We start from the raw sequence: 24,230 nt of genomic DNA, 5'->3' as shown, positions 1-24,230 counted from the left end.
GTCTTCCGGTTGGATCAGGATCTGGTCAGCACCGGCTCACTTCAGGCTGCCCGCCGTGACCGAGCCCTGCAGTTGACGCTGGAAGATGACGTAGATGATCAGCACCGGAACGATGGTGATGATGACCGCGGCGAACAGCATCCCGAAGTCGGTGCGATAGCCCGCCTGGGAGGCGAACGAGGCGATCGCCTGGGACAGCACCCAGTTGTTCTTGTCGGTGTTCAGCACGATGGGTAGCAGGAACTGGTTCCACAGACCGAGGAAGTTGAAGATCGCCACCGACGCCATCCCGGGACGGGCCATCGGCAACATCACCAGGAAGAACGTCTGCCACTCGCCTGCTCCGTCGATCGCCGCCGACTCGCCGATCTCGTACGGCAGGGTCTTGAAGAACGAGTACAGGAAGAACACCGTGAACGGCAGCGCGAACGCCACGTACACGATGATCAACCCTGGCAGGGTGTTCAGCAGGCCGAAGTTCTTCAACACGAAGAACAACGGCACGATCGCCAGGAACGGCGGGAAGGTCAGCCCGGCCAGCATCAGGTAGTAGATCGCCCGCCGGCCGGGGAAACTGACCCGCGCCAGCACGTAGGCACACATCGCTCCCAAGATCATCACCAGCAGCAGCGCGCCACCGACCACGATCACAGTGTTCAGAAAGGCCCGGCCGATGCCTGCCTGCTGCCAGGCGTTGGCGTAGTTCACCCACTGCGTCTTGGCCGGCAGTTTGAACGGTGAGGCGAAGATCTCCTTCGACGTCTTGAACGAGGACAGCAGGGTCCACAGCATCGGGACGACGACGATGATCGACCAGATGATCAACATCAGGTGGGCGACGCCACCGAAGATCTTCTCGCCCGGAGTGTCACGGGCCTTGCGGTTGGCATCGACGGCGGAGGTCTCGGACTGCTCCGCCGACAGCGTCGTCGTGGTCATCGCGCGGTGTCCTTCTCTGCGCCGGTCAGTCGATTCACGATGAACACCAAGGCTGCGAAGGCCAGCGTCACCAGGGCCAGCGCGACGCCCATCGCGGTTGCCAGACCGAACTTGCCCTGGGTGAAGGCGGTGCGGAACAGCACCTGGCCCATCACCAGGGTCGAATTCTCCGGGCCACCGGCCGGGTTCAGCGCCTGGACGAAAACGAAGCCGTCCAGCGCGCCGATGCCGAGATAGATGTAGGCGGTCTGTACGTTGTCCCTGATCATCGGAATCGTCAGGTGGATCGCGGTCTTGAAGCGACCGGCGCCGTCCAGTCGCATCGCCTCGAACAGCTCCGGTTCGATCCCGCGGATGGCGGCGATGAACAGCACCATGTAGAAGCCGATGCCGCCCCATGCCATGGCGAAGATCGTCGCTCCCATGGCGGTCCGGGAGTCACCGATCCAGGGGTAGGCCTCGAACTGGTCAAGACCGATCCCGGTCAGGATGCCGTTCAGCAGCCCGGCGCTCGGGTCGTAGATCTGAGCCCAGACCAGGCCGATCACAATGCCTGGGATGACGTAGGGGAAGAACGACACCACGCGATAGATGCCCGAGTACTTCAGCCCGCGCACCTGACCGCGACTGCTGCCGGCGACGGTGACCAACGACGCCAGGATCAGCGCCACACCGAGCACCAGGATCGGCAACACGATCAAAAGGATGATGTTGTTGCCGAGCGCCTTGCGGAACAGGTCGTCGGTCAGCAGCGCCTTGAAGTTGTCCAGTCCGACGAAATCCATCGTGGTGCTGAAGCCCGACCAGTTGGTCATCGAGTAGTAGATCGCCTGAGCGAACGGGGAGATCACGAAGATCAAGAAGATCGCCAACGGCACCCCGAGGAAGACCGCCAGGAAGCTGATCTTGTCAAAGGTCCAGCGCCGACGACGCCGCCGGGTGCTGCCCGGCGACGTCGTCTGAACCTGTGCAGTCACTTGGCTTCGGTCTTCTTCACCGAGTCGTCGGCCGCGACCTTGTCCATGATCTTCTGCAGGCCCGAGGTCAGGCCCTTGGCGTCGATCTTGCCGGACAGGAAGCTGTTCCAGACGACCAGCTGGTCGGTGTTCATGCCGTAGGTGCCGATCGTGGTGAACCGGAAGGTGTTCTTCCCGGCGGCCTCGAGCAGCTTGACCTGCGACTTCAACGCCGTCGACCCGAAGGCGTCCTCGGGCAGCGTGTCCTTCACTACCGTCGGTGCCAGCTTGGTCTTGGCGAAGTTGGCAGCGGCCTCCTTGGACAGCATGGCCCGCAGGATCTCCTTGCCACCGGCCGGATTCTTGCCCTTGGTCGGCACCAGGAAGCCCTCACCGGCGGTGCTGTGCAGCGCCTCACTCGGCAGCGCACCGTTGGCGGAGACGTCCGGCGTGTTGAAGCCGGTCATCTCGAAGCCTTCCTTGGTCTGGTCCTTCATCTCGTTCTCGATCCAGGAACCGGACGGATAGAGGACGGCGTCCTGCGCGTTGCTCCACTGCGCCTGCGCGGCGGTGAACTGGGTGCCCGAGCCGCCCGGCTTGAAGTAGCCCTTCTTGACCGCGGTCTCCAGCGCGGTGAACACCTTCTGGATCGCCGGATGCGACCAGGACTTCGGCTTCAGGTTCTCCAGCGGCAGCCGGAAGTCGTCGCCGGCCTCCTTGACCGCGGAGTCCATCGCCAGCGTCTGGTAGTAGGTCGCCGCCTCCTTGCCCCAGACGAAGAGGTACTTCTTCTTCGCCTTGGCCTTGGCCCCGAGATCGAGCACCTCATCCCAGGTTGCCGGCGTGGTCCAGCCGTACTGCTTGAACAGTGAGGCCGAATACCAGATCCCGAAGACCGACAGCACGTAGTTCAGCTGCAACAGCTTGCCGCCGTAGGTGCCGGCCTCGATGGTGCCGGGGTAGAGGGTGTCGGCGATCTTCTTGCCCTCGTAGTTGTTGGCGTTGACGACGTCGGTCAGTTCCTCGAGTTGATCTTGGATCGAGGTGAACGTGATCGCGCCGGCGCCGGAGTTGTCGATCAGGTCCGGCGGGTCGCCGCCGGCGAAACGCGGCTGCAGCTCCTGCGAGATCTGTGTCGACGGCGACACCTTCGGCTTCAGCTTGGGGAACTTCTTCTTCACCTGGTCAGCGGCGAACTGAACGTAGTCGTAACCGTAGCCGCCGTTGAAGATCACGGCATCGATGGCCGAGGCGTCCGGCACCCCGAACGGGTTGTCACCGGACTTCTCTCCGGTCTCCTGCTTGGGGCCGCCGCCCCCGGCGGTTGCACAGCCCGCCAGTACGCCGCCGAACGGCACCGCGACGGCTGCTGCCAGCGACCCTCGCAGCAGGGTCCGTCGCCCTAGCGTTCTCGTCTCAGTCATTCGGTCTGCCCTTCTCCTGGTCCCGACGTCGGTGTCTGGGAACTGGTTTTGCCTCCGACCGTCACCACGCCCCTTGTGGCTACATGTGATCGAATCCGCCCCAAACGGACAGTTTTGCTCAGCATACGATGCGATCGGCCCTGCCGTTGGTCACTTCTCCTAGTCGTAACATCATCGGGCAATGAGCAGGGTGACGGCATGCCAAAACAGGAAGAAGTGCGAAACTTTCCTACATCTGGCCCAGATTCTTCCCGTTCGGAGACCCTCGAAGGCGTTGAAACCTTTCGACTGTCGAGTCCGCCACGAGACTCGCCGGACCCCACCGCCGTACCGATCGCAGACCATCACCTCACCCCCGGCGGCGCATTTCTCAGCACCTGGCGCAATATCGCCCCGGGAAGTCGAGCAATAGGGGGCGGATGGCAGTACGTGGTGCCATATTGCCCTTGTCGGTCCGGATGGGTCAGAGTTCGCGGTTGCGGTAGAGGCGGGTGGCCAGGGCGGCGGAGGCGGCCAGCAGCGCCGTACCGAGCACCAGCACGGCGACGACGGCCAGGGCGGGCGGGGCGTCGATCGCACCGAAGGTGGACGACGACCTCCCGCTCAGCATGCCGGTCTGGCCGGCGATCCAACCGGCCACGGCGATCACGGCCACCGGGATGAAGATCATCGGTCGGCCGCGGGTGAACCCCATGGCGAAGAACCAGGGCAGCTGGACCGACAGCGCAACGGCAACGATCGCGTACGACCCGAGCAGCATGATCGCGATCAGCGGCCAGCTCAGCTGCTGGTCACGGACGACGCTCAACACCAGGGTGGTGATCACACCGAGACCGATCGCCGCAGCCGCCATCGCGAGTGCGGAGAGGTAGCGTCCGACGGTGACCGCTCGGCGGCTGATCGGCGAGGTCGCGTACAGGGTGTCGAGCAGGCCGCGTTCGTCGCCCTGGAAGGAATACGAGGCGGTGACCGAGGCGATGATCGCGCCGGCCAGGATCGGCATCCCCGGCACCGGCAGGGTCGCCCCGAAGACGACGACGAAGGCCAGCGGGATGATCACTCGTGCCGGCTGGGTGGTGGCGAAGTTGCGGAGGTCGAAACGGGTGAAGGTGGCGATCATGAACGGATCTCCTTGCCGTGTTGCCGATGATCAGGTGCAGGACGGCCGGCTGCTGCGTCGGCGCGAGCCTGTTCGCCGAAGTGCACCACGATGTCGTCGGTGCTGGCGGCGTCGATGACGGTCTCCGGGCCGAACCAGGAGGTGTCCTCGACCCGGATCAGACCCTCGTAGCGGCCGGACGTCTCGATCCGCAGACCGATCGTCGACGGCCGGGCGGCCTCGGGGAACGGCGCCTGCCCGCGGACGACGGCGAACTGCTCATGCAGCTCATCCAGCATTCCGGTATAGGCGACCGTGCCGGCGTTGAGGACGACGACGTGATCGGCCAGATCGTCCAGGTCGGAGGTGATGTGGGTGGAGAACAGCACCGTGTGGCTCGGGTCGATCATGAACTCCCGGATCGTGTCGGTCAGCTCCCGACGGGCGCCCGGATCGAGTCCGCTGGACGGTTCGTCGAGGATCAACAGCTCCGGATGATGGGCCAGTGCCATCGCGAAGGACAGCTTGACCGTCTGTCCACGGGACAGTGCGTCGACCCGATTGCCGGTGGGCACCTCGAAGCGATGCAACAGCTCGGTGAAGAGCGGTTCGTCCCAGTGTGTGTACAGCCCGCCGATCCGCCGCCCGATCGATCCGGCGCGCCATTCCGGTGCGGCGGTGATCCGATCGAGGACGACGCCGACCCGCTCTTGGATGCCGACGTTGGCGGCCGGTTCGGTGCCGAACAGGTTGACGCAGCCGGCGTCCGGCTCGACCAGCCCGAGCAGACATTTGATCAAGGTCGTCTTGCCGGCACCGTTGGGCCCCACCAGGCCGGTGACGAAGCCGGTCGGGATCCGCAGGTCCACTTCCCGCAGGGCGAACGTCCCGCGACTCTTCTGCAGTCCCTGGGTCAGGACTGCAGTTTCGGTCAGCGTCGTTTCCATTCTGCTTCGACCTCTCGGTTGATGTCGTCGATGTTCAGGTGCGCCGAGCGGCCGGCGGCGACGAGTTCGACGACCGCGCGGTCGAACCGTTCTGCCAGTGCGGCGCCGGCGACGGTGCTGTCGACCGGTCGGACGACGAAGCCGCGTCCGTGCTCGTTGCTGACCAGCTGCTCGGCCACCAGATCGTTGTAGGCCCGGGTCACCGTGATCACGCTGACCCGCAGCTCGGCCGCCAGCTGCCGCAGCGACGGCAGTCGGGCACCCTCGGCGATGTCGCCGCTGTGGATGGCATGCCGGATCTGGGTCTTGATCTGCTCGTAGATCGGCACCGCACTGGTGCTCGACAAAATGATCTGCACGTTCCCCACCAGTCAACTGTATATGTACACCATAACAGTAGCAGTGGTTCGGGTCAGGCCCAAGCCGGCTCGACCGGGCTCGCGAGCACGGGAACGCCGAAGCCCGTCCGACACCAGGTCGGACGGGCTTGCGGTGACTTGTCTTGGCGCGCGGTCGTCAGTGATGGTGTCCCGGCTTGTGAGACGGACCGAACATCTGGTTGCGGTTGCCGAGGCGCAGGAACACCGTCTCCCCGGTCGCGTCCTTCACACCGTCGTTGTCGGTGATCGCGAACACCTTGCCGTTGCGGGCGATGGTCAGGCCCTCGAGCTTCTCCTGGGTCCAGCCGTTGGTCTTCTGCAGCAACGGCAGCACGTCGACGGCTTCGGTCTTCTTCAGGGTCGCGCTGATCGCGTCGCTGTCGGCAGGGGTCCGGGTGACTCCGGTCGAGCCACCGGTGCTGTCGGCGGGAAGTTCGACGGTGTAGACCTTCTTGATCTTGGCGTCCGGTCCGTTCAGCTTGTCCCGCTCGATGACGGCGAGGCGATGATCATCGACCGCGGTGATCTCGCTGAGCCCGATCCAGTCGCCGGCGGTGGCGGTGCTGTCCAGCGGGTAGCCGTACCAGGTCCAGGTCTTGGTGGCCGGGGTGTAGCGGCCGATCCGCGCGGTTCCCTTCGGGTCGCCGGAGAGTTCACGTTGGACGGCGACGTAGACCTGTTCGGTGCCGTCGACGACCTGGGCGGTGACACCCTCCAGGCCTTGCTTGCCGAGCTGGTCGGCGATCTCGGCCGGCAACCCGATCTCCTGCTGCACGGCGCCGTCGGCAGCGACCTCGACCAGTTTGTTCTCCGGACCGGTCGCGCCCTCGGCGGCGATCCAGAAGCTGCCGTCCGGGCGTTGGTAGATGCCCTCGGCGTCCAGCCCGTACGGTTTGCCGTCCTTGGTGATCGTCAGCTGGGTGTCGATGGTGGCCGGCGTGCGGGCGGTGTCGATGCCGAGGATCCGGGTCGGGGTGTAGGCGGCGTCGGTGGTGCTGTAGAGCCGGGTCGGATGATCTTGGTCGGCGGTCAGGGCTCCGAGCGCGCTCCACGGGATGGGTGCGCCGTCGACGTCGGCGGACTCGATCGACGGGAAGAACGGTTTCCCCGCCCCAGACGTCTTGGCGCCCGACGCCTCGGATCCGAAGGAGAACAGGCCGACGCTTGCCCGGACCAGGTTGTCCGGGTCGTCTTCCTCACTGGAGACGGCGAGCAGGTTGCGACCCGGGATCGGCAGCACGCCCTCGGGGCCGTTGGTGGTCGGCAGCGTCTGGACATACCGCGGAGCGGTCGGGTCGGAGACGTCGTAGACCGCTACGAAGTTGCCACGCTCGGAGCTGACGAACACGTACGGGGTGCCGCCGAATTCGGCATGGGCGATGCCTTCCGGCTCGGTGCCCTTGTCCTCCGAACGGCTCTCCGGATACAGCCCGAGCCGGATCGCCTCCCGGTCGAAGGTGTTGCCCGCATCCCAGGCGACCTTGCCGGTCCGCGCGTCGAACACCGACCAGCCGCGGGTGCCGCCCTTCCAGTCGCCCTCGTTGGCGGTGGCCAGATGATCATCGCCGAGCCAGGTGATGCCGTCCGGTTCCCGCGGCACGTCGGTGATGGTCCCGGTCGGGTCGATCTGATCATCTTCCTTGGTGTCGACGCCGCTGACCGTGTCGGTGCCGGCCGTGAACGCCTTGATCATCCTGTCGTCGGTGGGGTCGAAGATCGCGATCGCATTGTTCTCCTGCAGGGTCAACGCGACCTTGCTGGAGTCGGGGGAGTAGGCGACGTACTCCGGCTCGGGGTCCTGCGGGGTGTCGATCCCGTCGATCCCGGAGAGATCGTCGGCGATGTCGACGTCCTGGCTGGTCCAGTCGGCCGGGTCGGTGCTGTCAAGATCGTGTAGGAACGTCAGCTGTCCCGGTGGTTGTTGCGGCAGTCCGCCGTCGCCGGCGTCCTCGTCGCGTTCGTTCTCGATCGCGATGGCTGCGCTGCTGCCGTCGGGCGCGACGGCGATGGAGTCGGGCTGGCCGGGTAGCTCGATGCTGCGGACGCGTTCATGATCGGAGACCCGGACGATGTCGACCCGACCGGACGGCTCGGTGAAGGAGTCGCTGGTGTTGATCACGACCAGCACGTAGTCACCGTGCACCGCGACCGAGGTCGGCTCGCCCTCGGTGTCACCGAGCTCGGACAGCGAGAGCGTGCCCCGACCCTGCGGTGCCTGCGGATCGGTGATGTCCAGGAAGCCGAGCTGCTTGGCGACCGCGTCGGTGTAGATCAGGGTGTTGCCGTCGGAGCTGACGGCGGAGATCTCCGCGACGGTTTCTGCCTGTGGATCGGAACCGTTATTCAGGTACACCGGGTAGGTGGCGGTCCGGTCGAAGTAGCGGTGGCCATGGGCTTCGGCGGCCGGCATGGCGGCGATGCTGCCGGCACAGAGGGCGAAGACTCCGATGCCCGCAATGAGATGACGACGCACTCTTTCCCCCGATCATCCTGGCCGCGATCGCCAGGCCTGCTGCTTGATTCGTTTGCACTCCCGGGCGCTGCGGCCCGCCGAGCTCGGAGCCGACCCAACCAGCGGCTCGCAACATCTGAGTGACATCCAGGTGACGGGTCGTCCCGAGTGTCGGTGACCCGCCTGACGGTGTCCGGGGTTTGCCGACTAGCCTCGTCAACCATGACTGTGTCGCACCCCGAATTCGCCTTCTGGTCCGAGCAGATCGACCGGGCCGCCGAGGTGCGGAGCGACCCAGCCCGGTTGGATGCGCTGTGGAAGTCGCCGACCAGCCGCGTCGCAGTGGTCGACGGCAGCAGTGTCGGAGCCGTCGACGGTGCACCGCGATGGTTGGCCTCCGACGAGGCGCCGGAGGGGGAACGGATCTTCCTCGGGCTGACCGGTGAGGACCCCGAGCAGACCGCCTGGTGGGCGGTGATCGTCGAGCAGTCGGCCGAGGAGTTGCAGCCGACGCCGGTACGCGACCTGTTGCCGACGTTGACAGCGCTGGACGGCAGCCTGCTCGCCCAGGCGGTCGGGATCGCCAACTGGCACCGGACGCATCCGCGGTGTGCGCGCTGCGGCGCACCGACCGAGATCGTCGCGGCCGGTCACGTCCGCCAGTGTCCGGAATGCTCGGCTCAACACTTTCCCCGCACCGACCCGGCAGTGATCATGTTGATCACCGATGATCAGGACCGGGCGCTGCTCGGCCGTGGCGCCGGCTGGCCGGAGGGACGGTTCTCGACTCTGGCCGGCTTCGTCGAGCCGGGCGAGGCGCTGGAGGACGCTGTCCGACGTGAGGTGATGGAGGAGACCTCGGTCGCGGTCGACACCGTACGGTATGCCGCCAGTCAGCCGTGGCCGTTCCCGTCCAGTCTGATGGTGGGCTTCTACGGCACCGCGCGGGATCAGGAGATCACCATCGATCCGGTGGAGATCGCCGAGGCGCACTGGTTCACCCGGGAGGAGGCCCGGCAGGTGCTGTTCCCGCGGCTCAACGGGCCGGTCAGCGGATGGTCGATCTCGTCCTGGCTGATGAGCGGTTGGCTGGAGTCGATCCGGCCATGATCAACTTCGCGCCGGATCGAGGATCTGAAGCGGTGCTGTCGTGACCGACGACCGGCTGCGGATCCACGAGTTGATCAACCTGCACGGCCACCTGATGGACGAGGGCCGATTCGACCGGCTCGACGAGCTGGTCACCGCAGATGTCGTCTATGACGTCACCGCGCTCGGCGGCGGTGTCCTGGTCGGTCCGCAGGCGATGACGGACGCCGGCCGGCAGCTCGGCGACCGGAATCCGGTGGGCCACCTGGTGACCAACATCGTTGTGGTCGCTCTGGAGGACGATGTCGCCTCGGCCGTCAGCAAGGGCCTCGGTGTGCTGACCGACGGTTCGGTGGCCGCGGTTGTCTACGAGGACGAGCTGGTCCGGACACCTGAGGGTTGGCGGATCGCTCGACGCGTCGTGCTGCCACGGCGCAGACCGCTGCACCCGAGCCGGCCCTAGCCTGTCGGGCCCGATCGTCGAATCGCCCGTTACGGTGAAGGGAAGTCCCTGCGGCGTCGTACCGGCGGAGAAGGGTGACGAGGTGGACGTTTCTGCAGTTCCGGATGAGTTCGCCGACACTGTTCGCGCGGTCGCTCGACGATTCGGCGTCCCGGATCGGGAGGTGACCGTTGCGCCGCGACAGGGACAGGTCAATCTCACGATCTATCTGGGCAGCGACCTTGTTCTCCGACTGCCGCGGCAGCGACGCTTCGAGGAGCGGCTCGTCAAGGAGGCGGAGGTCATCGGCCTGGTACGGGATCGAGGGATTCCGACGGCCGAGCTCGTGAGCTTCGATGCGACACACGAACTCGGCGACAACAGCTACATCGTGCTGGAACGACTGCACGGGCGAGAGATCGGGGACCTGCCCTCCCTGGCGGACGGCGGCGATCGGATCTACGGTTCGCTGTTCGAGATCCTGACCGGCCTGCATGCGATTCGCAGAGACGTCGAGACGTCCGTCCGAAGCGTTGGGACCGCCGATTTCTCCGTCGAGGAACTGCTCGACGAGTTGACCAGTGGTGGCGAGATCGGCCGCACCCAAGCTGGATGGTTGCAGCGGTGGTTCAGTCTGCTGGAGTCCAGGGGTGCGCGCCGTTCGGAGCCGGTACTGCTGCACGGGGATGTGATGCCGTCGAATCTGATCCTCAACGATTCCGGAGACGTGTCCGCGATCATCGACTGGGGTTCTGCCTGTTGGGGTGAACCGATGCGTGACCTGGCAGGGTTCCGAACGTCGGCGCTTCCCGACGTGGTGGACGCCTATCGCCAGGTCGCCTGCCGGCAACGAACTCCGGCTGAGGTCGCAGCGCTCGAGGCGAGCGTGCTCTGGTATCAGCTGTTCTTCGCTCTGGCCAAACTGCTCGGCAGGCCGTCCAGCTCGGAGACCCGCAACTGGTCCGCGCCGAGAGGAGCACGGTTGCTCGAGATCCTGAGGTTCTTCACGACTGCCGTCCCGGATCGATGGAGACAGCTCCTCCAGCAGGACTGACGGTGAACTCCCGTCGCCGCCGACTCGATGATCAAGAAGACGCCCTCGGTTTGTCGAACGGCACCAACTCGATGGTCGAAACACCTCGGTGATCAAAACACAAGGCCCTGACCCTGTCGAGGGGCAGTCGGCTTGAGCTTCAGATTCTCCCTCAGAATCTGTGGATATCTGTTGCTGGCTTGGGATCCCGACTAGCACAAACTGTCAGAACCAGTGTCTAGTGTTGATCACATGATCGATGGCAGCAGACTGATCGACACCACCCTCACCGGGCCCGGTGTCGACCCGGCCTGCCTGACCACCGACCAACTCCTCACCCAGATCGAAGCAGCCGACCGACTCGAACGCGTCACCGGAGCCAACCGACTCCAACTCGCCGCGACCTTCGCCGACCAACACCCCGCCGACGGTATCGCCCCGCATCAACTCGCCCTCCCCGGCGGCGACCGGCCCATCCACCCCGGCGGCGACGGCACCCCAGAACTCGCCCGATTCTGCGTCACCGACCTGGCCGGCACCCTGCACAAATCCACCGGCACCACCGAACGGATCATCGCCGACGCCCTGGACCTGCGCCACCGCTTCCCCCGACTCTGGGCCCGGCTCTGCCACTACGAGGTCGCCGCCCTGGACTGCCAGACCATCGCCCGCCACACCCATCACCTGACTGTGGAGCAAGCACTGGAGGTTGACCGCTCGATTGCCGAGCTGGTCGGCCGGTTCAGCTACGGCCGGCTGATGAGCCAACTCGACGCCGTCATCATCCGGGTCGACGCCGACAACATCGCCAAGCTGGCCGAGCAGGCAGCCGAGGATGTCGGGGTCTGGATCAACCAGAGCAACGACCATGGCATCAAAGGGATGTTCATCAAGGCCAAGACCCCGGCCGTGATCCGGTTCTATGCCCAGGTCGCCCGAATCGCCGACATCCTGGCCCGCTGCGGACACACCGGTACCAAAGACGAACGGATGGCCGCTGCCGTCGACATTCTGGCCAACCCGCTGGACGCGGTGCGGATGATCGCCGAAGACACCGAACCCACGCTGTTCGATCCCGATCCTGACGACGACTCCCTCTGCCCGGAACCAGCAGCGAGTGACACGGTCCGCCGGCCGTCCGCGTCCGATCAGGCAGGCTCGCAACCGCATGATCATGACGCGAGTGAACCGCCACCCGATGATCCCGACTCCGAGGACGAACCGCCGCCGGACCCTCAGGGCGACGACGGCACGACCGATCGGTTCCCGCGTGTTGATCAAGACCACCGGCTCGCCGAACTCGCGCTCGCTGCGATCGGCCAGATCGATCCGGCGAAGTTCCGGCCCGACGCCACCCTCTACGTCCACATCGCCAAAGAGACCCTCGACACCGGACTCGGTGTCACCCGGGTGGAAGACATCGGCCCCATGGTCTCCACCCTGGTCGCCGACTGGCTCGGCAACTGCAACCTCACCGTCAAACCCGTCGTCGACCTATCGGTCGACCTGACACCCGTGGACTCCTATGAGATCCCGCGGGCGATGCGGGAACGCCTGTTCCTGAAATACCCCGGCAGCATGTTCCCGTTCTCCGGGTCGATCGGGCGTCGTCTTGATCTTGACCACAACATCCCCTACGTCGACGGCATCCCGGCCCAGACCAGGGAAGACAACCTCGGCCCCACCGGCCGCCGGGAACACAATGTGATCACCCACGCACTGTGGAAACGGCGACGAGCCGAGCCCGGGACGTTCTTGTTCCGGGCGCCGGACGGCAGAGTGTTTCTGGTCAACGCGACCGGCGGCCACGACCTCGGTCGTGGACAGTTCGCCCAACACATCTGGCACACCAGCGCGCCCATACCCGAAGCCGGCTGAGTCGTTGCCAGAACCCGGTGGGCGGATCGCGGCGCTTTCAGTCCGAGGCGGACGGTGCTTCGCTCGCAAGCCTGCGGACGTCCAGCCGCGAATGTTCGATGTGATCGCGCATCTGTTCGTACGCATTACGCGGATCTCTGTCGGAGATCGCCTGATAGATCCGTTGGTGGTGGGGCAACGCGAGCAATGGATCGGCGGGCGGCGAGAAGACGCGCTTGCGATACTCCCGCAGGCTCGGGATGAAGGTCTCGTAGAAGGTGGTGAGCCCCTTGTTGCCGCTGGCTTTCATGATCAATGAGTGGAATGCCTCGTCCGCCGCAACCTTCGCGTCGACATCGTCCCCTCGCAGGATTGCTTCGAACTCCTCGACCGAGGCGTGCAGGCGTTCAAGATCATCGCCGGTCATCCGGGCGGCGGCCAGCTCGGCAACGTATGGCTCGACAGCGGCACGCATCTCCAGCAGCTCAGCGATCTCGAACTGGTTGCCTCGGAACCATCCTTGAAACCTGGCCACGTCGTTTGCCGACTTGTCCACGATGAAGGCACCCTTGCCGTGTTGGATCTCGACGTAGCCCTCGGACTGGAGGATCGCGAACACCTCGCGCGCGGTCTGCCTGCTGACCCCGTGCTCCTCGACGATCTGCGATTCGGTCGGCATCTTCGCCCCGATCGGGAGCTTCTCCGCTTGGCCGCGAAGGACCGTGAGTACATCCTCGGTCACCCGTCGTCGGGGTCGCGCCACGCTAGCCTCCTTCAACGGCGGTCGGCTCGGATTATAGAACACAGCCGAGTGCCCGGACCGGCTGCTGACGATCCTGGACACTCGGCGACTGTGATCACACCAGCTGTGCCTTCTCCAGCTCAGTCCGGATACGTAGCTTGAGATCCTCATCGGGAGGTGTGATCGGGCTGCGAGCCACGCCGTTGTCCCGGCCGAGCAGTGAGAGTGCGTACTTGGCGTTCGCTGGCATCCCCGGCCCCTCGATGGATCGCCACACCGGTAGCAGTTTCTGATGCAGCGCAAGGGCCTCGTCGTGCCGCTGCTCCCGGACGAGTTCATACAGTCGCCTGGTCTCGCGGGGGAACACCGCAGTCATGCAGGTGATTGCACCGTCGACGCCGAGCACGAAGGTGGGATAGAGCAGGTCGTCAATGCCGGTTGTGATCGGCACCTTCTCGTGCAGCACGGCCAGCATGTCAGCGACCTTGTGCATATCACCGCCGCTCTGCTTGACGCCAAGTACCCAGGGGGAGCGGTCGATGATCGCGTTCATCGCATGCACATCGATGTCGACCCAGGGGATGACGTTGTAGATCAACAACGGCAGTTCCACGGCATCACCGATCACGTCGAAGTGATGCACCAGGCTGTCGATCGACGGCGCCCACAGGTAGTGCGGCGGAGTCAGTTGGAGTGCGTCAACCCCTGCCTTCGCGGCCGCTCGACCCTTGCGGACGGCTTCGATCGTCGAGTCGGCAATGATGCCAGCAAGCACGCGTACCCGACCGTCGGCCTGCTCGACGACGGTCCGGTTGAGCAGCCCGATCTCCTCCTCGGACATGCCCTGCCCCTCGCCGGTGCTCCCTGCGATGCAGATGGCGCCGACCCCGGTGGAGATCAGATACTCGGTCTCCTGACGGATGAGGTCGAGATCGAGCTCCTCGGTGGTGGGGGAGAATGCGGTGACCATCGGCGGGATGATGCCGGAGAGGTCGAGCTGTCGGCCGTTCTGGGACTTGCTGAACTGGGTCATGGGTGTCTTCCGTTTGCAGGTTCGATGGGCAGGTCAGGTCAGCGTGCTGACGGCGGCCTTCAAGTCGGCGCGAACGTCGGCGGGTACGGGTGAGGACGGGCTACGGCAGGAGCCGAGATCGTGGCCGAGAAGCGCGGCTGCCGCCTTCATCCGGGCGGGGAACTGTGGACCACGGACCGACTTCCAGATGGTGAAGAGCTGCCGTTGCAACTGCAGACCCCGGTCGGTTCGGCCGTTCTGGGCGCAGTCCCAGATCTCGCGGCATTGCTCCGGGAAGAGCGATAGCACCGCGGAGATCGCACCGTCCGCGCCGAGGGCGAGGCAGCTGTACATCATCTCGTCGGTGGCGCCGTAGACGGCTGCCCGGTCGCCGGCGGTGATCCGCATGTCGTACATCGCCATCACGCCGCCGACGCTCTGCTTGACCCCGATGATCTGCGGTATCTCCAGCAGGTCGAGGAAGACCTCCGGGGTGATCTCGTTCTGTGGCACGACGTTGTAGATGATGATCGGCAGGTCGACCTGTTCTGCGATCGTGCCATAGAAGTCCTTGTTGCCGGCCGCATCAGGTACCAGGACGTTGTAGAAGGTCGGAGTGATCATCAATGCGGACGCACCGGCGTCGCGGGCAGCCAGAGCCGTCCGGACAGCGGACTTGGTCGAGGTACGGATGACGCCGGCGACCACCGGTCGATCAGCGGCCTCCTCCCGCGCGATGCGGACCAAGGTTGCGAGTTCGTCGTCGTCGAGCACGGCACCTTCACCGGTGCTGCCGCCTGGGCTGATCCCGTGCATGCCGCGATCGAGTAGGTCTGCGACCTGTCGGCGGAAACAGTCGTAGTCGACGGCGCCGCCGGCATCGAATGGTGTCAGCGCTGGGGCGATCATGCCTCGTGGCGCATCCGTTCGGGACATCGAGCGAAGTTCCTTCCTGGTTGGGGATCCTGTCGGCAGATTCGGCGGACTTGCAGGTAGCAGTGCCCGCCCGGACGGCACAGCTCAGTCGGTCGTGTCAGCAGGGTTGCCGGAGTGCACTGGAGCAGTCGGCGACACAGGACTTCCCGAGGCGAGGTTGACAAGATCTCGGCCGCGGGTTTCCGGAACGATCTTGATCGCGATCAGGGAGACGACCGCCCCGAGAACGACGTAGCCGGCGACCAGGTACCAGCGGGTGCTGTCCGGGCCGGCCAGCAGCGCGGCGATGAATGGTGTGAGCCCAGCCGTGACAATTCCGGACACTTCACGGGCACCGGCGACGCCGCTGTACCGGTTCTTCGCCGGGAACATCTCGGCGAACAACGATGGCTGAACCGCGCCAACCAGGTTGTGTCCGAGATTGAGCACCAGGATGTAGCCGAGAGTGATCAGCCAGAACGAACCGGTGTTCAGCAGGAGGAAGAATGGGAACGCGGTGATGGCGACGACTGCTGAGCCAATTGCGAAGATCGGCCGTCGACCGACCTTGTCCGACAGGTGACCGTAGAGTGCTGTGACCGGGATGGCGACTGCGGCCATGATGAGGATAGAAGTCTGCATGCCGGCAGCGTCGACGCCGGTGGCCTTGGCGTAATTGATCGCGAACACCGTGAGGAGGAAGTACGGCAGACCCTCCGAGAATCGAAGGCCGAGCATCAACAGTACTTCCCGCCAGTGATCGATGAACAGTGATCCGATCGGGCCGCGCTCACGGAGCGGCGACGTATCAGCCCTGGCTCGTTGATCTTGAGAATGATGTTCTTGTTGCTGTTCCTGGGCCTCGACGAAGACGGGTGTCTCGACCAGGTTGCGGCGCATCCACAGCCCGGCGATCAATACGATCAGGGACAGCAGGAACGGAATTCGCCAGCCATAGGAGAGCTGCGCGTCCTCGGGGAGTCGAAGCACCAGCACCATGACGCCGGCAACGAAGAACTGGGATACGAAGCCGCCCAGGTTGGGGATCGAGGAGTAGAAGCCACGCCGATGGGTGGGCACCGACTCGGCGACCAACACCATCGATCCGCCCCACTCGCCACCCATCGCGATGCCCTGAAGGATCCGGACCAAGATCAACAGGATCGGAGCAAGAACGCCGACACTGCCGTAGGTGGGCAACAGGCCGATGGCAATCGTGCACGCACCCATCAAGTACATCGTGATCAGCAGCGCCTTCTTCCGGCCGAGCCGATCACCGATGCGACCGATCAGCAGGCCGCCGATCGGGCGGGCGATGAACCCGACCGCGAACGTCGCCAAGCTCGAAAGAGTGGACAGGAAGTCGTTGCCTTCGGGAAAGAACAGCTTCGGGAAGTACAACGAGGCTGCGGTGCCATAGAGCAGGAAGTCGTACAGCTCCAAGGTGTTGCCGGCCAGCCCGGAAAGGGTGGCCTTCCAGTAGTAGCCACGACCGGTCGGTCGCGGTGCTGCAGGGTTGGTCGACATTGAACGTCCCCATCTCGCTCTGACTTGATCTGGCGGCGTGTCGTCAGGTGTCGCCGCAGGCCGGTAGGTACCGACCGTCGGAGAGTATGTCAGTTATCAGTTGTCCGTCAACTGATGAGCCAAACGGATTTGAGTCAGCCGTTGTCCACTTCTGCCGCTTCCGCGCCGCCCGATCAGTCGCGTTCGCGCGAATGGGCCGTCTTGAGCCCCTCCGACTCGGTCAGCCGCTCGCCGGCACGCTTGGCGGCGGCGGGCCGCGCCAACACGACGACCAACACGATGATCAGCACGCCGATCGACAGGCCCGGACCCCAGAGCGCGCTGCCGGTCGGGATCGGCACCACGTTGCGGAACAGGGTGTAGGCGAGCAGCGCCAGGCCGAGGATCGGGATGATCAGCTCCCACTTGGCGACCGGCTTCACACCGGGTGCCGGCGGTCCGGAGAAGAAGAGCAGCTTGACGCAGCCGACGGTGGCCAGCCCGTACGCGATCAGCAGGATCAGGGTGCCGCCGGTGCCGCTGTAGACGAAGAGATCCAGCGACGGTGTGCCGACGATCATCGCGATCAGTTCGACCACGAAGATCACCGCGACCGACGCGCCGACGGCGCGGTGCGGGACACCCTGACGCTCGTGCACGGCGGCCAGCGGGCGGGGTCCCAGTCCGTCCCGGCTCAGGGCGAAGATCAGCCGGGAGGCGCCGACCACGGTGGCCAGGGCGCAGGCTGCGGCGGAGAAGGTCGCGCCGACGGTGATCACCACGCCGAGCCACGGAGCAACCCAGGAGGAAGCAAGATCACCGATCAACGAACCGGAGTTGATGAACGCCTCGATGCCTGCCTTGTCGGTGCCGTAGGCCATCACCTCGACGGCAGTCACGATGACGAAGAACAGCCCGCCGAAGATGGCGGTGCCGAGGATCGCCCGCGGGATGTCCCGCTTGGGCTCGCGGGCCTCCTCGCCCAGCGTCGCAGCGGCCTCGAAGCCGGCGAAGGAGAGGAAGCCGAACACGACTCCGAGGAACACCGTCGACACCCCGGCACCACTGACGGTGAACACCGACAGATCGAAGGTCTGGCCCTGCGGCGCGCTACCGGTCAACAGGTGCACCAGGACGATCACGGTCAGGATCAAGATCAACAGAACAGTGACGGCCTCGACCACGAACAACACCCGGGTGCCGCCCTTCGCCGGTCGGCTGGCCAGCAGCCAGACGACCAGCAGAGCAACCCAGGCGAAGACATAACCCATCCGGTCCGGAGCGGTCGGCCACAGCCCGGACTTGATCACCAGATCGTTGATGAACCGACCGGCGGCCATCGACGTCACGACACCGTAGAACAGATAGGTGCCGGCATTGAGCCAGCCGGCGATGATGCCCGGCCGCGGTCCGAGCGTCGCGCCGACGAAGCCGTAGACGCTGCCCGAGTGACTGAAGCGCTGGCTCAACCGGACGAAGGTGTAGGCGATCAGCAGCACACCGACCGTGGCCAGCGCGAACGCCAGCGGCACTGCCCGGCCGACCACCGACGCCGTGCCCTGCGGGTTGATGTTGGCGGCCATCGACGGCGCCATCAGCGCGATCGAGACTCCGATCGCTTCCCAGACCGAGAGGTTCCGCTTCAGTCCTGACCCGCCCGCCGCATCGCCGCGGGAGGTGTCTCCGGATGATCTTGTGGTGTCGGTCATGGCCTGCTCCTGGGTGCTGGTCCGGCCACCCCCGAGGCGGCCGGAGTGTGGTCAGAGCTGATAGAGCCTGCGGGCGTTGTCGGCGGCGATCAGATCGGCGATCCGGCGGGCGTCGGCTGGCGACCAGTCGCCGTCGGTGACGAAGCGGTCCAGGACCGCCGCCGTACCGGTCCGCCACAGTTCGGCGCCGAGGTAATGCAGCTCGGCGGGACCGTAGGCGTCGGAGGAGTAGAGCAGCTTGCGGAACGGTGCGAGCTCCAGGCTGCGGGCGATCAGGTCCCGACTCCGACCGCCGAGGTAGTTGATCGCGAGTCCGACGTCGAGATGGACGCCGGCGAACGCCTGGGCGAGATAGCCGGCCTGACGCTCGTACGGATAGCAATGCAGCAAGGCGATCGAGGCCTCGGTGGCGATCGGCTCACGGAGCAGCGGCAGCAACAACAGCGGATCCGTCCGCTGCAGATCCTCGTCCCGATCACCGAAACCGACGTGGACCTGCAGCGGTAGGCCACCCCGTTCGGCCTGGATCTTCAGGGCGGTCCGGATGCCGAAGCAGAGCAGCATCGGATCGGACAATCGCGTGCCGCCCTGGTCGGCCCATCGTCGCGCCGCCTCGTCCACCGCTGCTCGGTCGGGCTCGGACCAGTCAATGGCGAAGCCGGTGCGATAGGCGATCACGGTCTTGAATCCGACCGCCTGGTGGTCATCGACCCGGGCTCGGACAAGATCATCGAAGGTCGCCGGATAATCGCCGCCGACCGCCACCGCCTGCTCGGCGAGCGACTCCAACCGCAGCACCGTACGGGCGTTGCTGCCGCTCCAGGATGCCAGGCGTTCCGGGCCGCAGGTCTCACCCTGGAAGCCGGTGTCCACCAGCCAGTCCGACACCCCGGCGCTGCCGACGAACCGGGCGGCAACCTCGGCCTCGCCGAGCTCCGTGCGGCGTTGCCAGTAGTCGTCCGGGTCGGCGTGCGGATCAAGATCGAGAAGCGGAGCGCAGCGCGCCCGGATCGCAAAGCCGAGTTGACTGTCGAACGCCGAATCCCAGGCCGGCAGCGGTTCGGTGTTGGCTTCGTTCAGGGCGTTCTCGAATCGGTCGCGTGGACCGTCGGTCGGCCAGCAGCCGTGCACGTGATGATCGACAAGTCGTGTGGACCGCAGATGATCAAGGAGCTCGGACATCTCACAGACTCCAGGCGAAACGGAAGCGTTCGGTCAACGCCTCGGGGCTCAGGTCGCCGTAGTTGTCGGCCTCATGACGCCGGCCGGCAACGATCGCATCGACCAGGCCGTCGCCGATCAGACCGCGTACTGCGGTGCTGGCGTCCAGTCGGTCCAGCGCGGTGCGGTGATCATCGGTGAGCACGGTGATGCCGGCAGCGGCCCGTTCCTGCTCGGTCATGGCGCCGGGATCGCAGGTCGCCTCGGCCGGCAACGTGGTGGCTCGGGTGATGCCGTCCAGCATCGCGGCGAGAACACCGGCCGAGGCGATGTAGCCGGAGCTGGACGGGTCGATGATCTTGACCTCGACATGGGCGCCGAGCGGGTTGCTCGGCGTCGCAGCGATCAGCCGGACGGCGACCTCGCGATTCTCCAAGCCCCACGCAGCATGCGCTCCGGCCCAGGTGCCCGGCGCCATCCGGGTGGCGGACAGGATCGAGCCGGCAAACACAGCCTGCAGCTCCGGCAACAGCTCGACAACACGTCCGACGGCGGCGGCACCGTCATCGGTCAATCCGTGCGGCCCGGTGCCGTCGGAGAACAGCGGCGTGCCGTTGCGGCTCAGTGAGAAGTGCTGATGGGCACCGTTGCCGGCGTCGGTGGCGTACGGCTTGGGAGAGAAGGAGACGCCGAGCCCGGTGGCATGGGCGGCCCGTTGCACGACCAGCCGGGCCAGCGCCAGCGAATCGGCGGCAGCGACCGGAGACTGCGGTTCGAGGCAGAACTCGAACTGTCGCATCGCATACTCGGCATGCAACTGCTGGATCTGCAGGCCTGCGACGGCGGCCATCCGATACAGCTCGCGGACGAAGTCCTCATGTTGCAGCACCCCTGCCAGCGAGTAGGGCGCCCAACCGGTCGTCGGCAGTGGCGAGCCGTCCGCGGCAGCCAACTGGAACTCCAACTCATGCCCGACGAGGGCGCTGATTCCCTGCTGTTGCAGCGATTCCTCGATCCGAGCCAGCGCACCGCGCCCGCATTCGGCGACCGGTCCGCCCTCCTGGGTGACGAATCGCGCCGGTCCCCAGGCAAACCCGTCGCCGATCACCCGCACGGCATCCGGATCGATCCGCAATCGCAGATCTCCGACCGGTGAGATCGCCTTGGTGACAGCGATTCCACCCTGATCGATGGTGAAGCCGTGCCAGGTCGGCGAGGCGCCGAGACCCGTTTCGACAAAGGCATCCGCCCGCTGTGTCGGCACAGTCTTGGCCAGCAGCAGCCCGTTGGGATTCCAGACCGTGCCGATCAGTGTCGACACCTGACGGTCGAGCAGGTCCTGGGTCAACGACGAGGACGTCATGACACCATCATCAACCGAAATCGTGTCTCCCGTGTTACGGATCAGACATTTTTCTCACTATGTTGGATCTGTAACATCGGTGGTGGTCATGTCCACCGTGATCATGAGAGGGAGAGGGCGAAGCGTATGTGTCGGCTACTGGGCCGGGTGTCACGGAGTCTGAGCACCGACGCCGACCTGATCGGCGTCGACGGCTGCGCCGAATTCCAGCGGCTGGGTCGGCTGCACGCCGACGGCTGGGGGACGGCGTGGTTGACCGACGGCCCGGACGGTACGCGGCTGGGTCGGCTGCGCGATCCCGGCGAGCCGACCGCCGCAACGGATCTGACCGGCGCGCTGACCCGTACGCCGTCGCGGGCTCGGATCACCCATCTGCGACTGGCGACCGAGGGACTGGCGACCCAGGTCAGCAACACCCATCCGTTCCTCGCCGACGGCATCGCCTTTGCTCACAACGGAAGCGTGCCGGTGGCGCCGCTGCGCGAACTGGTGACCGCCGACGAGCTGAACGCGATCGGCGGCGACACCGACTCGGCGATGATCTTCGCTCTGGTGTTGCGCCGGGTCCGTCGCGGCGAACCGCTGTTCGACGCGGTGATCGCCGTGGTTGCCGAGCTTCGCGATCGCTTCGGCCAGGCCGCTCTCAATCTGTTGCTGTTGTCGGAGCGCGAGCTGATTGCCGCCCACGCCAACGAGGGGGCGCGGGTGCCGCATGAGGACTTCGTGGCTTCCGGTCTCGGTGCCGACCTGCCGGCCGATCATGTTGATCACTACTACCGGATGTCCTGGCGGCGGACCGACGACGGCCTGGTGATCACCTCCAGTGGCCTGCCCAGTGACGGGTGGATGCCGCTGCAGCAGCACACGGCGGCCCGGGTCGACTGCGCGAGCCTCGAGCTGGAACTCCGCTCGATCCGCGGCAGCCGCGCCGGGGACGGCCGGTCCGACGCGGCGTGACCGATGTCGACAGCCGAAACCACTTCCGTCCGTGATCGGATCGCGGCCGCAACCTTGCGGCCGAGCGAGCGCCGGGTCTCGTTGCGGCTGCTCACCGACTATCCCAGTGCGGGGCTGTCGACGACCGGTGCGCTGGCCACGGCTGCCGCCGTCAGCACCCAGACGGTGATCAGGTTTGTCCGGGCCCTGGGCTTCGACAGCTTCGCCGACTTCCGCGACGCGCTACGGGAGGAGGTTCGCACGGCCAGCCAGGGGCCGGAGCCGGTCGAAGGTCCGTTGTCCAAGCTGGGCAGCAAACCCGAGGGGGAGACCGCCGACCTGACCGGCTTTGCCCGCGTCGTCGGTGAGCGGACGGCTCGCGGCTTCGATCGGATCCCGGCGGCCAGCATCGATGCGACCATCGATCTGCTCACCGACCTGCGTGGTGATCTGGTCACCGCCGGTGGCCGGTTCACCGAGGTGCTGGCCCGACACCTGGCCTTCAACCTGCAGGCCATCCGCCCCGGCGTCCGGCTGCTCGACGATCCGATGGGAGCGTCGCTGGCGACCATGATCGATCTCGGGCCTCGCGATGTCGTCGTCCTCTTCGATGTCGAGCGCTACCAGCCGGCCATCCGGCGGTTGGCCGAGGCAGCCGCCGAACGTGGTGCGTCCGTCGTGGTGGTGACCGACGAACCCGGGACAGCGGCCGCCGACTTTGCTGTCGTCACCTTGATCATCGATGTGGAAGCCCCATCGCCGTTGGACACGCTGGCCGGTGGGGTCCTGCTGGTGGAATACCTGGTGGCGCGAGCCATTGATCGACTTGACAGCGTTGCCCGCGATCGGTTGTCCGTGTGGGAGACGGCTCGGTCGTCGGACTTCGACTGATCTATCGAGCCTGGCGCACAGCTATTACGCCGGCTGATCTTCCTGCTCAGCCACTTGGTCGAGATGTCGTTGGACAGCCTTGATGACGCCGTTCTCGGTCATCTCGGCAGCCAGGGCGATCGAGCGCCAGGTGTTCCCGGCGTCGCGAGCTGCGGCCATCGCCTCGTCGCGCCGCAGCGTGGCTTCGCGAATGGTCTCGGCGGCGTCGCTGACCGCTTGGAGATCGGCGTCGGGGGTCTGGGCTGCCATGTTCCAAAGGGTATCGCAACTCTGTTGCAAACCTGAACTGTCAACCTGAGATTGATATCTGAGTTGTGATACTTGCTTGTACTACTCAGTTGGGATACTCTCTTGCTAATCCCGGTTGAATGACGGCCGATTCCTGGATCGTGCGAGGTCAGAAGGCACAGCGAGAGACCGGGTCGAACTGCGGCGGTCGGCGCCGCGTCACTACGCTCCCAGAACGGAACTCGATGTCCCTCGCCACACCCCACCAAGCCTCGAACCACCCATCTGAGCAGTTTCCCGGCCAGCACGCTCAACCTGGGCAGCAATGGTTGCGTGTCACGACGCAGCAGCAGCTCAAACCGTTCGTCTTCGACGGCGGTGCCGGAAGCTACCTCGGGATGAGCATCCTGTCCCTTCTTCTGACGCTGGTCACCCTCGGATTCGGTGCGCCGTGGGCGATCTGCATGAAGTATCGGTGGCAAGCCGAGCACACGCTCATCCACGGCCGGCGGGTGCACTTCACCGGCACGGGCGGAGGGCTCTTCGGTAACTGGATCAAGTGGTTCCTGCTGTGCATCATCACCATCGGCATCTACGGTTTCTGGGTTGCGCCCAAGGTGACCAAGTGGGTCGTTGAACACCAGGACTTCAGTTGAGCCGGCCGCACCGATCGCGACGAGTCATGGCTCACCAGATCGTGACGGCAGGACCGCGCCAGATGCTGCGCATCACGATGGCGATGTTGATCACCCTCGGGCTCGCCGCGGCATTCCTCATCGCCTCGCCCACTCCTTCATCAGCGGCGACGCTGGACTCGCGTGTGACGTTCCGTGCGGAGCAGGGAGCTAAACCGAAGACCTGCGTGTACGGGCGTCTGACTGCGCAGGGCTCGGCCGGTCGACCGCAGGGTATCCCCGGCAAGACAGTGCTGATCCAGAAGAAGAAGTCATCTGGTTGGCGCACCGTGGCGAAGGCAAAGACCGGTCGCAACGGCAGCTATGGCAAGTGCGTCAAGATCGGATTCGGCAAGCAGAAGGGCCACTATCGGGTCGCGGTCCGCGGCTATTCGATCTCCAAGGGCTACAAGGGCAGTAGATACGTGTCCCGCTCGCTCTACTTCTGGTGATCTGCACAGCGGCCGGGTGTCTC

Annotated in this window: 23 protein-coding genes; 8 read left to right on the top strand and 15 right to left on the bottom strand. The window is 65.5% G+C overall.

Going from position 1 to position 24,230, the window contains the following annotated elements; all coding sequences use genetic code 11:
- Window positions 1-36: 36 nt before the first annotated feature.
- The 7 genes from BLU38_RS13080 to BLU38_RS13050 all read right to left on the bottom strand — a co-directional run bounded on the left by BLU38_RS13080 (window position 37) and on the right by BLU38_RS13050 (window position 8,155).
- Window positions 37-939: a carbohydrate ABC transporter permease gene (locus tag BLU38_RS13080; RefSeq protein ID WP_091525431.1), complete on the bottom strand. Its 903-nt coding sequence runs from the start codon at window positions 937-939 to the stop codon at window positions 37-39.
- Window positions 936-1,916 (bottom strand): carbohydrate ABC transporter permease, encoded by a 981-nt coding sequence (locus BLU38_RS13075; RefSeq protein ID WP_091525429.1) that lies wholly within the window; start codon window positions 1,914-1,916, stop codon window positions 936-938. The genes BLU38_RS13080 and BLU38_RS13075 overlap by 4 nt, the downstream gene beginning before the upstream one ends.
- Window positions 1,913-3,319, bottom strand: a complete 1,407-nt coding sequence (gene ngcE / locus BLU38_RS13070) for an N-acetylglucosamine/diacetylchitobiose ABC transporter substrate-binding protein (RefSeq protein ID WP_091525426.1) — start codon at window positions 3,317-3,319, stop codon at window positions 1,913-1,915. The genes BLU38_RS13075 and ngcE overlap by 4 nt, the downstream gene beginning before the upstream one ends.
- 463 nt (window positions 3,320-3,782) lie before the next feature.
- Window positions 3,783-4,439, bottom strand: a complete 657-nt coding sequence (locus BLU38_RS13065) for an ABC-2 transporter permease (protein ID WP_091525424.1) — start codon at window positions 4,437-4,439, stop codon at window positions 3,783-3,785.
- A complete protein-coding gene (locus BLU38_RS13060) occupies window positions 4,436-5,365 on the bottom strand; it encodes an ABC transporter ATP-binding protein (protein ID WP_091525422.1) in 930 nt (309 codons plus the stop codon). The genes BLU38_RS13065 and BLU38_RS13060 overlap by 4 nt, the downstream gene beginning before the upstream one ends.
- Entirely contained in the window at window positions 5,350-5,733 is a 384-nt protein-coding gene (locus tag BLU38_RS13055) for a GntR family transcriptional regulator (RefSeq protein WP_231920321.1), read from the bottom strand. Before BLU38_RS13055 ends, BLU38_RS13060 begins: the two co-directional genes overlap by 16 nt.
- A 148-nt stretch (window positions 5,734-5,881) precedes the next feature.
- Window positions 5,882-8,155 (bottom strand): esterase-like activity of phytase family protein, encoded by a 2,274-nt coding sequence (locus BLU38_RS13050; RefSeq protein WP_157683437.1) that lies wholly within the window; start codon window positions 8,153-8,155, stop codon window positions 5,882-5,884.
- 264 nt (window positions 8,156-8,419) lie between these two features.
- On the opposite strand from BLU38_RS13050, the gene nudC reads away from it, so the two are divergent.
- The 4 genes from nudC (at window position 8,420) to BLU38_RS13030 (ending at window position 12,639) form a co-directional block, all read left to right on the top strand.
- Window positions 8,420-9,307 (top strand): NAD(+) diphosphatase, encoded by an 888-nt coding sequence (gene nudC / locus BLU38_RS13045; protein ID WP_091525420.1) that lies wholly within the window; start codon window positions 8,420-8,422, stop codon window positions 9,305-9,307.
- Window positions 9,308-9,347: 40 nt separating this feature from the next.
- Window positions 9,348-9,749 (top strand): nuclear transport factor 2 family protein, encoded by a 402-nt coding sequence (locus BLU38_RS13040; RefSeq protein WP_091525418.1) that lies wholly within the window; start codon window positions 9,348-9,350, stop codon window positions 9,747-9,749.
- A complete protein-coding gene (locus BLU38_RS13035; RefSeq protein WP_091525416.1) occupies window positions 9,649-10,782 on the top strand; it encodes a phosphotransferase family protein in 1,134 nt (377 codons plus the stop codon). Before BLU38_RS13040 ends, BLU38_RS13035 begins: the two co-directional genes overlap by 101 nt.
- A gap of 231 nt (window positions 10,783-11,013) precedes the next feature.
- Window positions 11,014-12,639 (top strand): DUF222 domain-containing protein, encoded by a 1,626-nt coding sequence (locus BLU38_RS13030; protein WP_091525414.1) that lies wholly within the window; start codon window positions 11,014-11,016, stop codon window positions 12,637-12,639.
- A 37-nt stretch (window positions 12,640-12,676) separates the two neighbouring features.
- Here the strand turns inward: BLU38_RS13030 and BLU38_RS13025 are convergent, their stop codons facing one another.
- The 7 genes from BLU38_RS13025 to BLU38_RS12995 form a co-directional block, all read right to left on the bottom strand.
- A complete protein-coding gene (locus BLU38_RS13025) occupies window positions 12,677-13,462 on the bottom strand; it encodes a FadR/GntR family transcriptional regulator (RefSeq protein ID WP_172836133.1) in 786 nt (261 codons plus the stop codon).
- A 13-nt stretch (window positions 13,463-13,475) separates the two neighbouring features.
- Window positions 13,476-14,393, bottom strand: a complete 918-nt coding sequence (locus BLU38_RS13020) for a dihydrodipicolinate synthase family protein (RefSeq protein ID WP_091525410.1) — start codon at window positions 14,391-14,393, stop codon at window positions 13,476-13,478.
- Between the two features lie 33 nt (window positions 14,394-14,426).
- Window positions 14,427-15,308 carry a dihydrodipicolinate synthase family protein gene (locus tag BLU38_RS13015; protein WP_091525408.1) on the bottom strand — a complete coding sequence of 294 codons (882 nt, stop codon included), beginning with the start codon at window positions 15,306-15,308 and terminating at the stop codon, window positions 14,427-14,429.
- Window positions 15,309-15,392: 84 nt separating this feature from the next.
- On the bottom strand, window positions 15,393-16,814 hold the full coding sequence (locus BLU38_RS13010) for an MFS transporter (RefSeq protein WP_091525406.1): 1,422 nt from the start codon (window positions 16,812-16,814) through the stop codon (window positions 15,393-15,395).
- A gap of 173 nt (window positions 16,815-16,987) precedes the next feature.
- On the bottom strand, window positions 16,988-18,502 hold the full coding sequence (locus BLU38_RS13005; RefSeq protein WP_091525404.1) for an APC family permease: 1,515 nt from the start codon (window positions 18,500-18,502) through the stop codon (window positions 16,988-16,990).
- A gap of 51 nt (window positions 18,503-18,553) precedes the next feature.
- Window positions 18,554-19,684, bottom strand: a complete 1,131-nt coding sequence (locus tag BLU38_RS13000) for an amidohydrolase family protein (protein ID WP_091525402.1) — start codon at window positions 19,682-19,684, stop codon at window positions 18,554-18,556.
- A 1-nt stretch (window position 19,685) separates the two neighbouring features.
- Window positions 19,686-21,026 carry a type I glutamate--ammonia ligase gene (locus BLU38_RS12995; RefSeq protein WP_091525400.1) on the bottom strand — a complete coding sequence of 447 codons (1,341 nt, stop codon included), beginning with the start codon at window positions 21,024-21,026 and terminating at the stop codon, window positions 19,686-19,688.
- 126 nt (window positions 21,027-21,152) lie between these two features.
- Between BLU38_RS12995 and BLU38_RS12990 the strand changes: the two genes are divergently transcribed.
- Together BLU38_RS12990 and BLU38_RS12985 are read left to right on the top strand one after the other, a co-directional pair.
- Window positions 21,153-21,983, top strand: a complete 831-nt coding sequence (locus BLU38_RS12990) for a class II glutamine amidotransferase (RefSeq protein WP_091525399.1) — start codon at window positions 21,153-21,155, stop codon at window positions 21,981-21,983.
- Between the two features lie 3 nt (window positions 21,984-21,986).
- Window positions 21,987-22,853: a MurR/RpiR family transcriptional regulator gene (locus BLU38_RS12985; RefSeq protein ID WP_091525397.1), complete on the top strand. Its 867-nt coding sequence runs from the start codon at window positions 21,987-21,989 to the stop codon at window positions 22,851-22,853.
- A gap of 24 nt (window positions 22,854-22,877) precedes the next feature.
- Here the strand turns inward: BLU38_RS12985 and BLU38_RS12980 are convergent, their stop codons facing one another.
- On the bottom strand, window positions 22,878-23,102 hold the full coding sequence (locus BLU38_RS12980; RefSeq protein ID WP_091525395.1) for a hypothetical protein: 225 nt from the start codon (window positions 23,100-23,102) through the stop codon (window positions 22,878-22,880).
- A 224-nt stretch (window positions 23,103-23,326) separates the two neighbouring features.
- Between BLU38_RS12980 and BLU38_RS12975 the strand changes: the two genes are divergently transcribed.
- A complete protein-coding gene (locus BLU38_RS12975; RefSeq protein WP_091525393.1) occupies window positions 23,327-23,737 on the top strand; it encodes a DUF898 family protein in 411 nt (136 codons plus the stop codon).
- A 62-nt stretch (window positions 23,738-23,799) separates the two neighbouring features.
- Entirely contained in the window at window positions 23,800-24,207 is a 408-nt protein-coding gene (locus tag BLU38_RS12970) for a hypothetical protein (RefSeq protein WP_157683434.1), read from the top strand.
- The last annotated feature ends 23 nt before the right edge of the window (window positions 24,208-24,230 follow it).

The sequence above is a fragment of the Microlunatus soli genome, from assembly GCF_900105385.1.
Taxonomy (GTDB): domain Bacteria; phylum Actinomycetota; class Actinomycetes; order Propionibacteriales; family Propionibacteriaceae; genus Microlunatus; species Microlunatus soli.
Note: the sequence above shows the minus strand (reverse complement) of the source record. Positions and strands in the feature narration are given on the sequence as shown.

Bases quoted from the DNA above. Each gene is read 5' to 3' on its own strand.
- BLU38_RS13060 (WP_091525422.1), bottom strand. From the start codon at position 5,365: ATGGAAACGACGCTGACCGAAACTGCAGTCCTGACCCAGGGACTGCAG.
- BLU38_RS13015 (WP_091525408.1), bottom strand. From the start codon at position 15,308: ATGTCCCGAACGGATGCGCCACGAGGCATGATCGCCCCAGCGCTGACA.
- BLU38_RS12980 (WP_091525395.1), bottom strand. From the start codon at position 23,102: ATGGCAGCCCAGACCCCCGACGCCGATCTCCAAGCGGTCAGCGACGCC.
- BLU38_RS12970 (WP_157683434.1), top strand. From the start codon at position 23,800: ATGCTGCGCATCACGATGGCGATGTTGATCACCCTCGGGCTCGCCGCG.
- BLU38_RS12985 (WP_091525397.1), top strand. From the start codon at position 21,987: ATGTCGACAGCCGAAACCACTTCCGTCCGTGATCGGATCGCGGCCGCA.
- ngcE (WP_091525426.1), bottom strand. From the start codon at position 3,319: ATGACTGAGACGAGAACGCTAGGGCGACGGACCCTGCTGCGAGGGTCG.
- BLU38_RS13065 (WP_091525424.1), bottom strand. From the start codon at position 4,439: ATGATCGCCACCTTCACCCGTTTCGACCTCCGCAACTTCGCCACCACC.
- BLU38_RS12995 (WP_091525400.1), bottom strand. From the start codon at position 21,026: ATGACGTCCTCGTCGTTGACCCAGGACCTGCTCGACCGTCAGGTGTCG.
- BLU38_RS13050 (WP_157683437.1), bottom strand. From the start codon at position 8,155: ATGCCGGCCGCCGAAGCCCATGGCCACCGCTACTTCGACCGGACCGCC.
- BLU38_RS12990 (WP_091525399.1), top strand. From the start codon at position 21,153: ATGTGTCGGCTACTGGGCCGGGTGTCACGGAGTCTGAGCACCGACGCC.
- nudC (WP_091525420.1), top strand. From the start codon at position 8,420: ATGACTGTGTCGCACCCCGAATTCGCCTTCTGGTCCGAGCAGATCGAC.
- BLU38_RS13080 (WP_091525431.1), bottom strand. From the start codon at position 939: ATGACCACGACGACGCTGTCGGCGGAGCAGTCCGAGACCTCCGCCGTC.
- BLU38_RS12975 (WP_091525393.1), top strand. From the start codon at position 23,327: ATGTCCCTCGCCACACCCCACCAAGCCTCGAACCACCCATCTGAGCAG.
- BLU38_RS13000 (WP_091525402.1), bottom strand. From the start codon at position 19,684: ATGTCCGAGCTCCTTGATCATCTGCGGTCCACACGACTTGTCGATCAT.
- BLU38_RS13020 (WP_091525410.1), bottom strand. From the start codon at position 14,393: ATGACCCAGTTCAGCAAGTCCCAGAACGGCCGACAGCTCGACCTCTCC.
- BLU38_RS13010 (WP_091525406.1), bottom strand. From the start codon at position 16,814: ATGTCGACCAACCCTGCAGCACCGCGACCGACCGGTCGTGGCTACTAC.
- BLU38_RS13030 (WP_091525414.1), top strand. From the start codon at position 11,014: ATGATCGATGGCAGCAGACTGATCGACACCACCCTCACCGGGCCCGGT.
- BLU38_RS13005 (WP_091525404.1), bottom strand. From the start codon at position 18,502: ATGACCGACACCACAAGATCATCCGGAGACACCTCCCGCGGCGATGCG.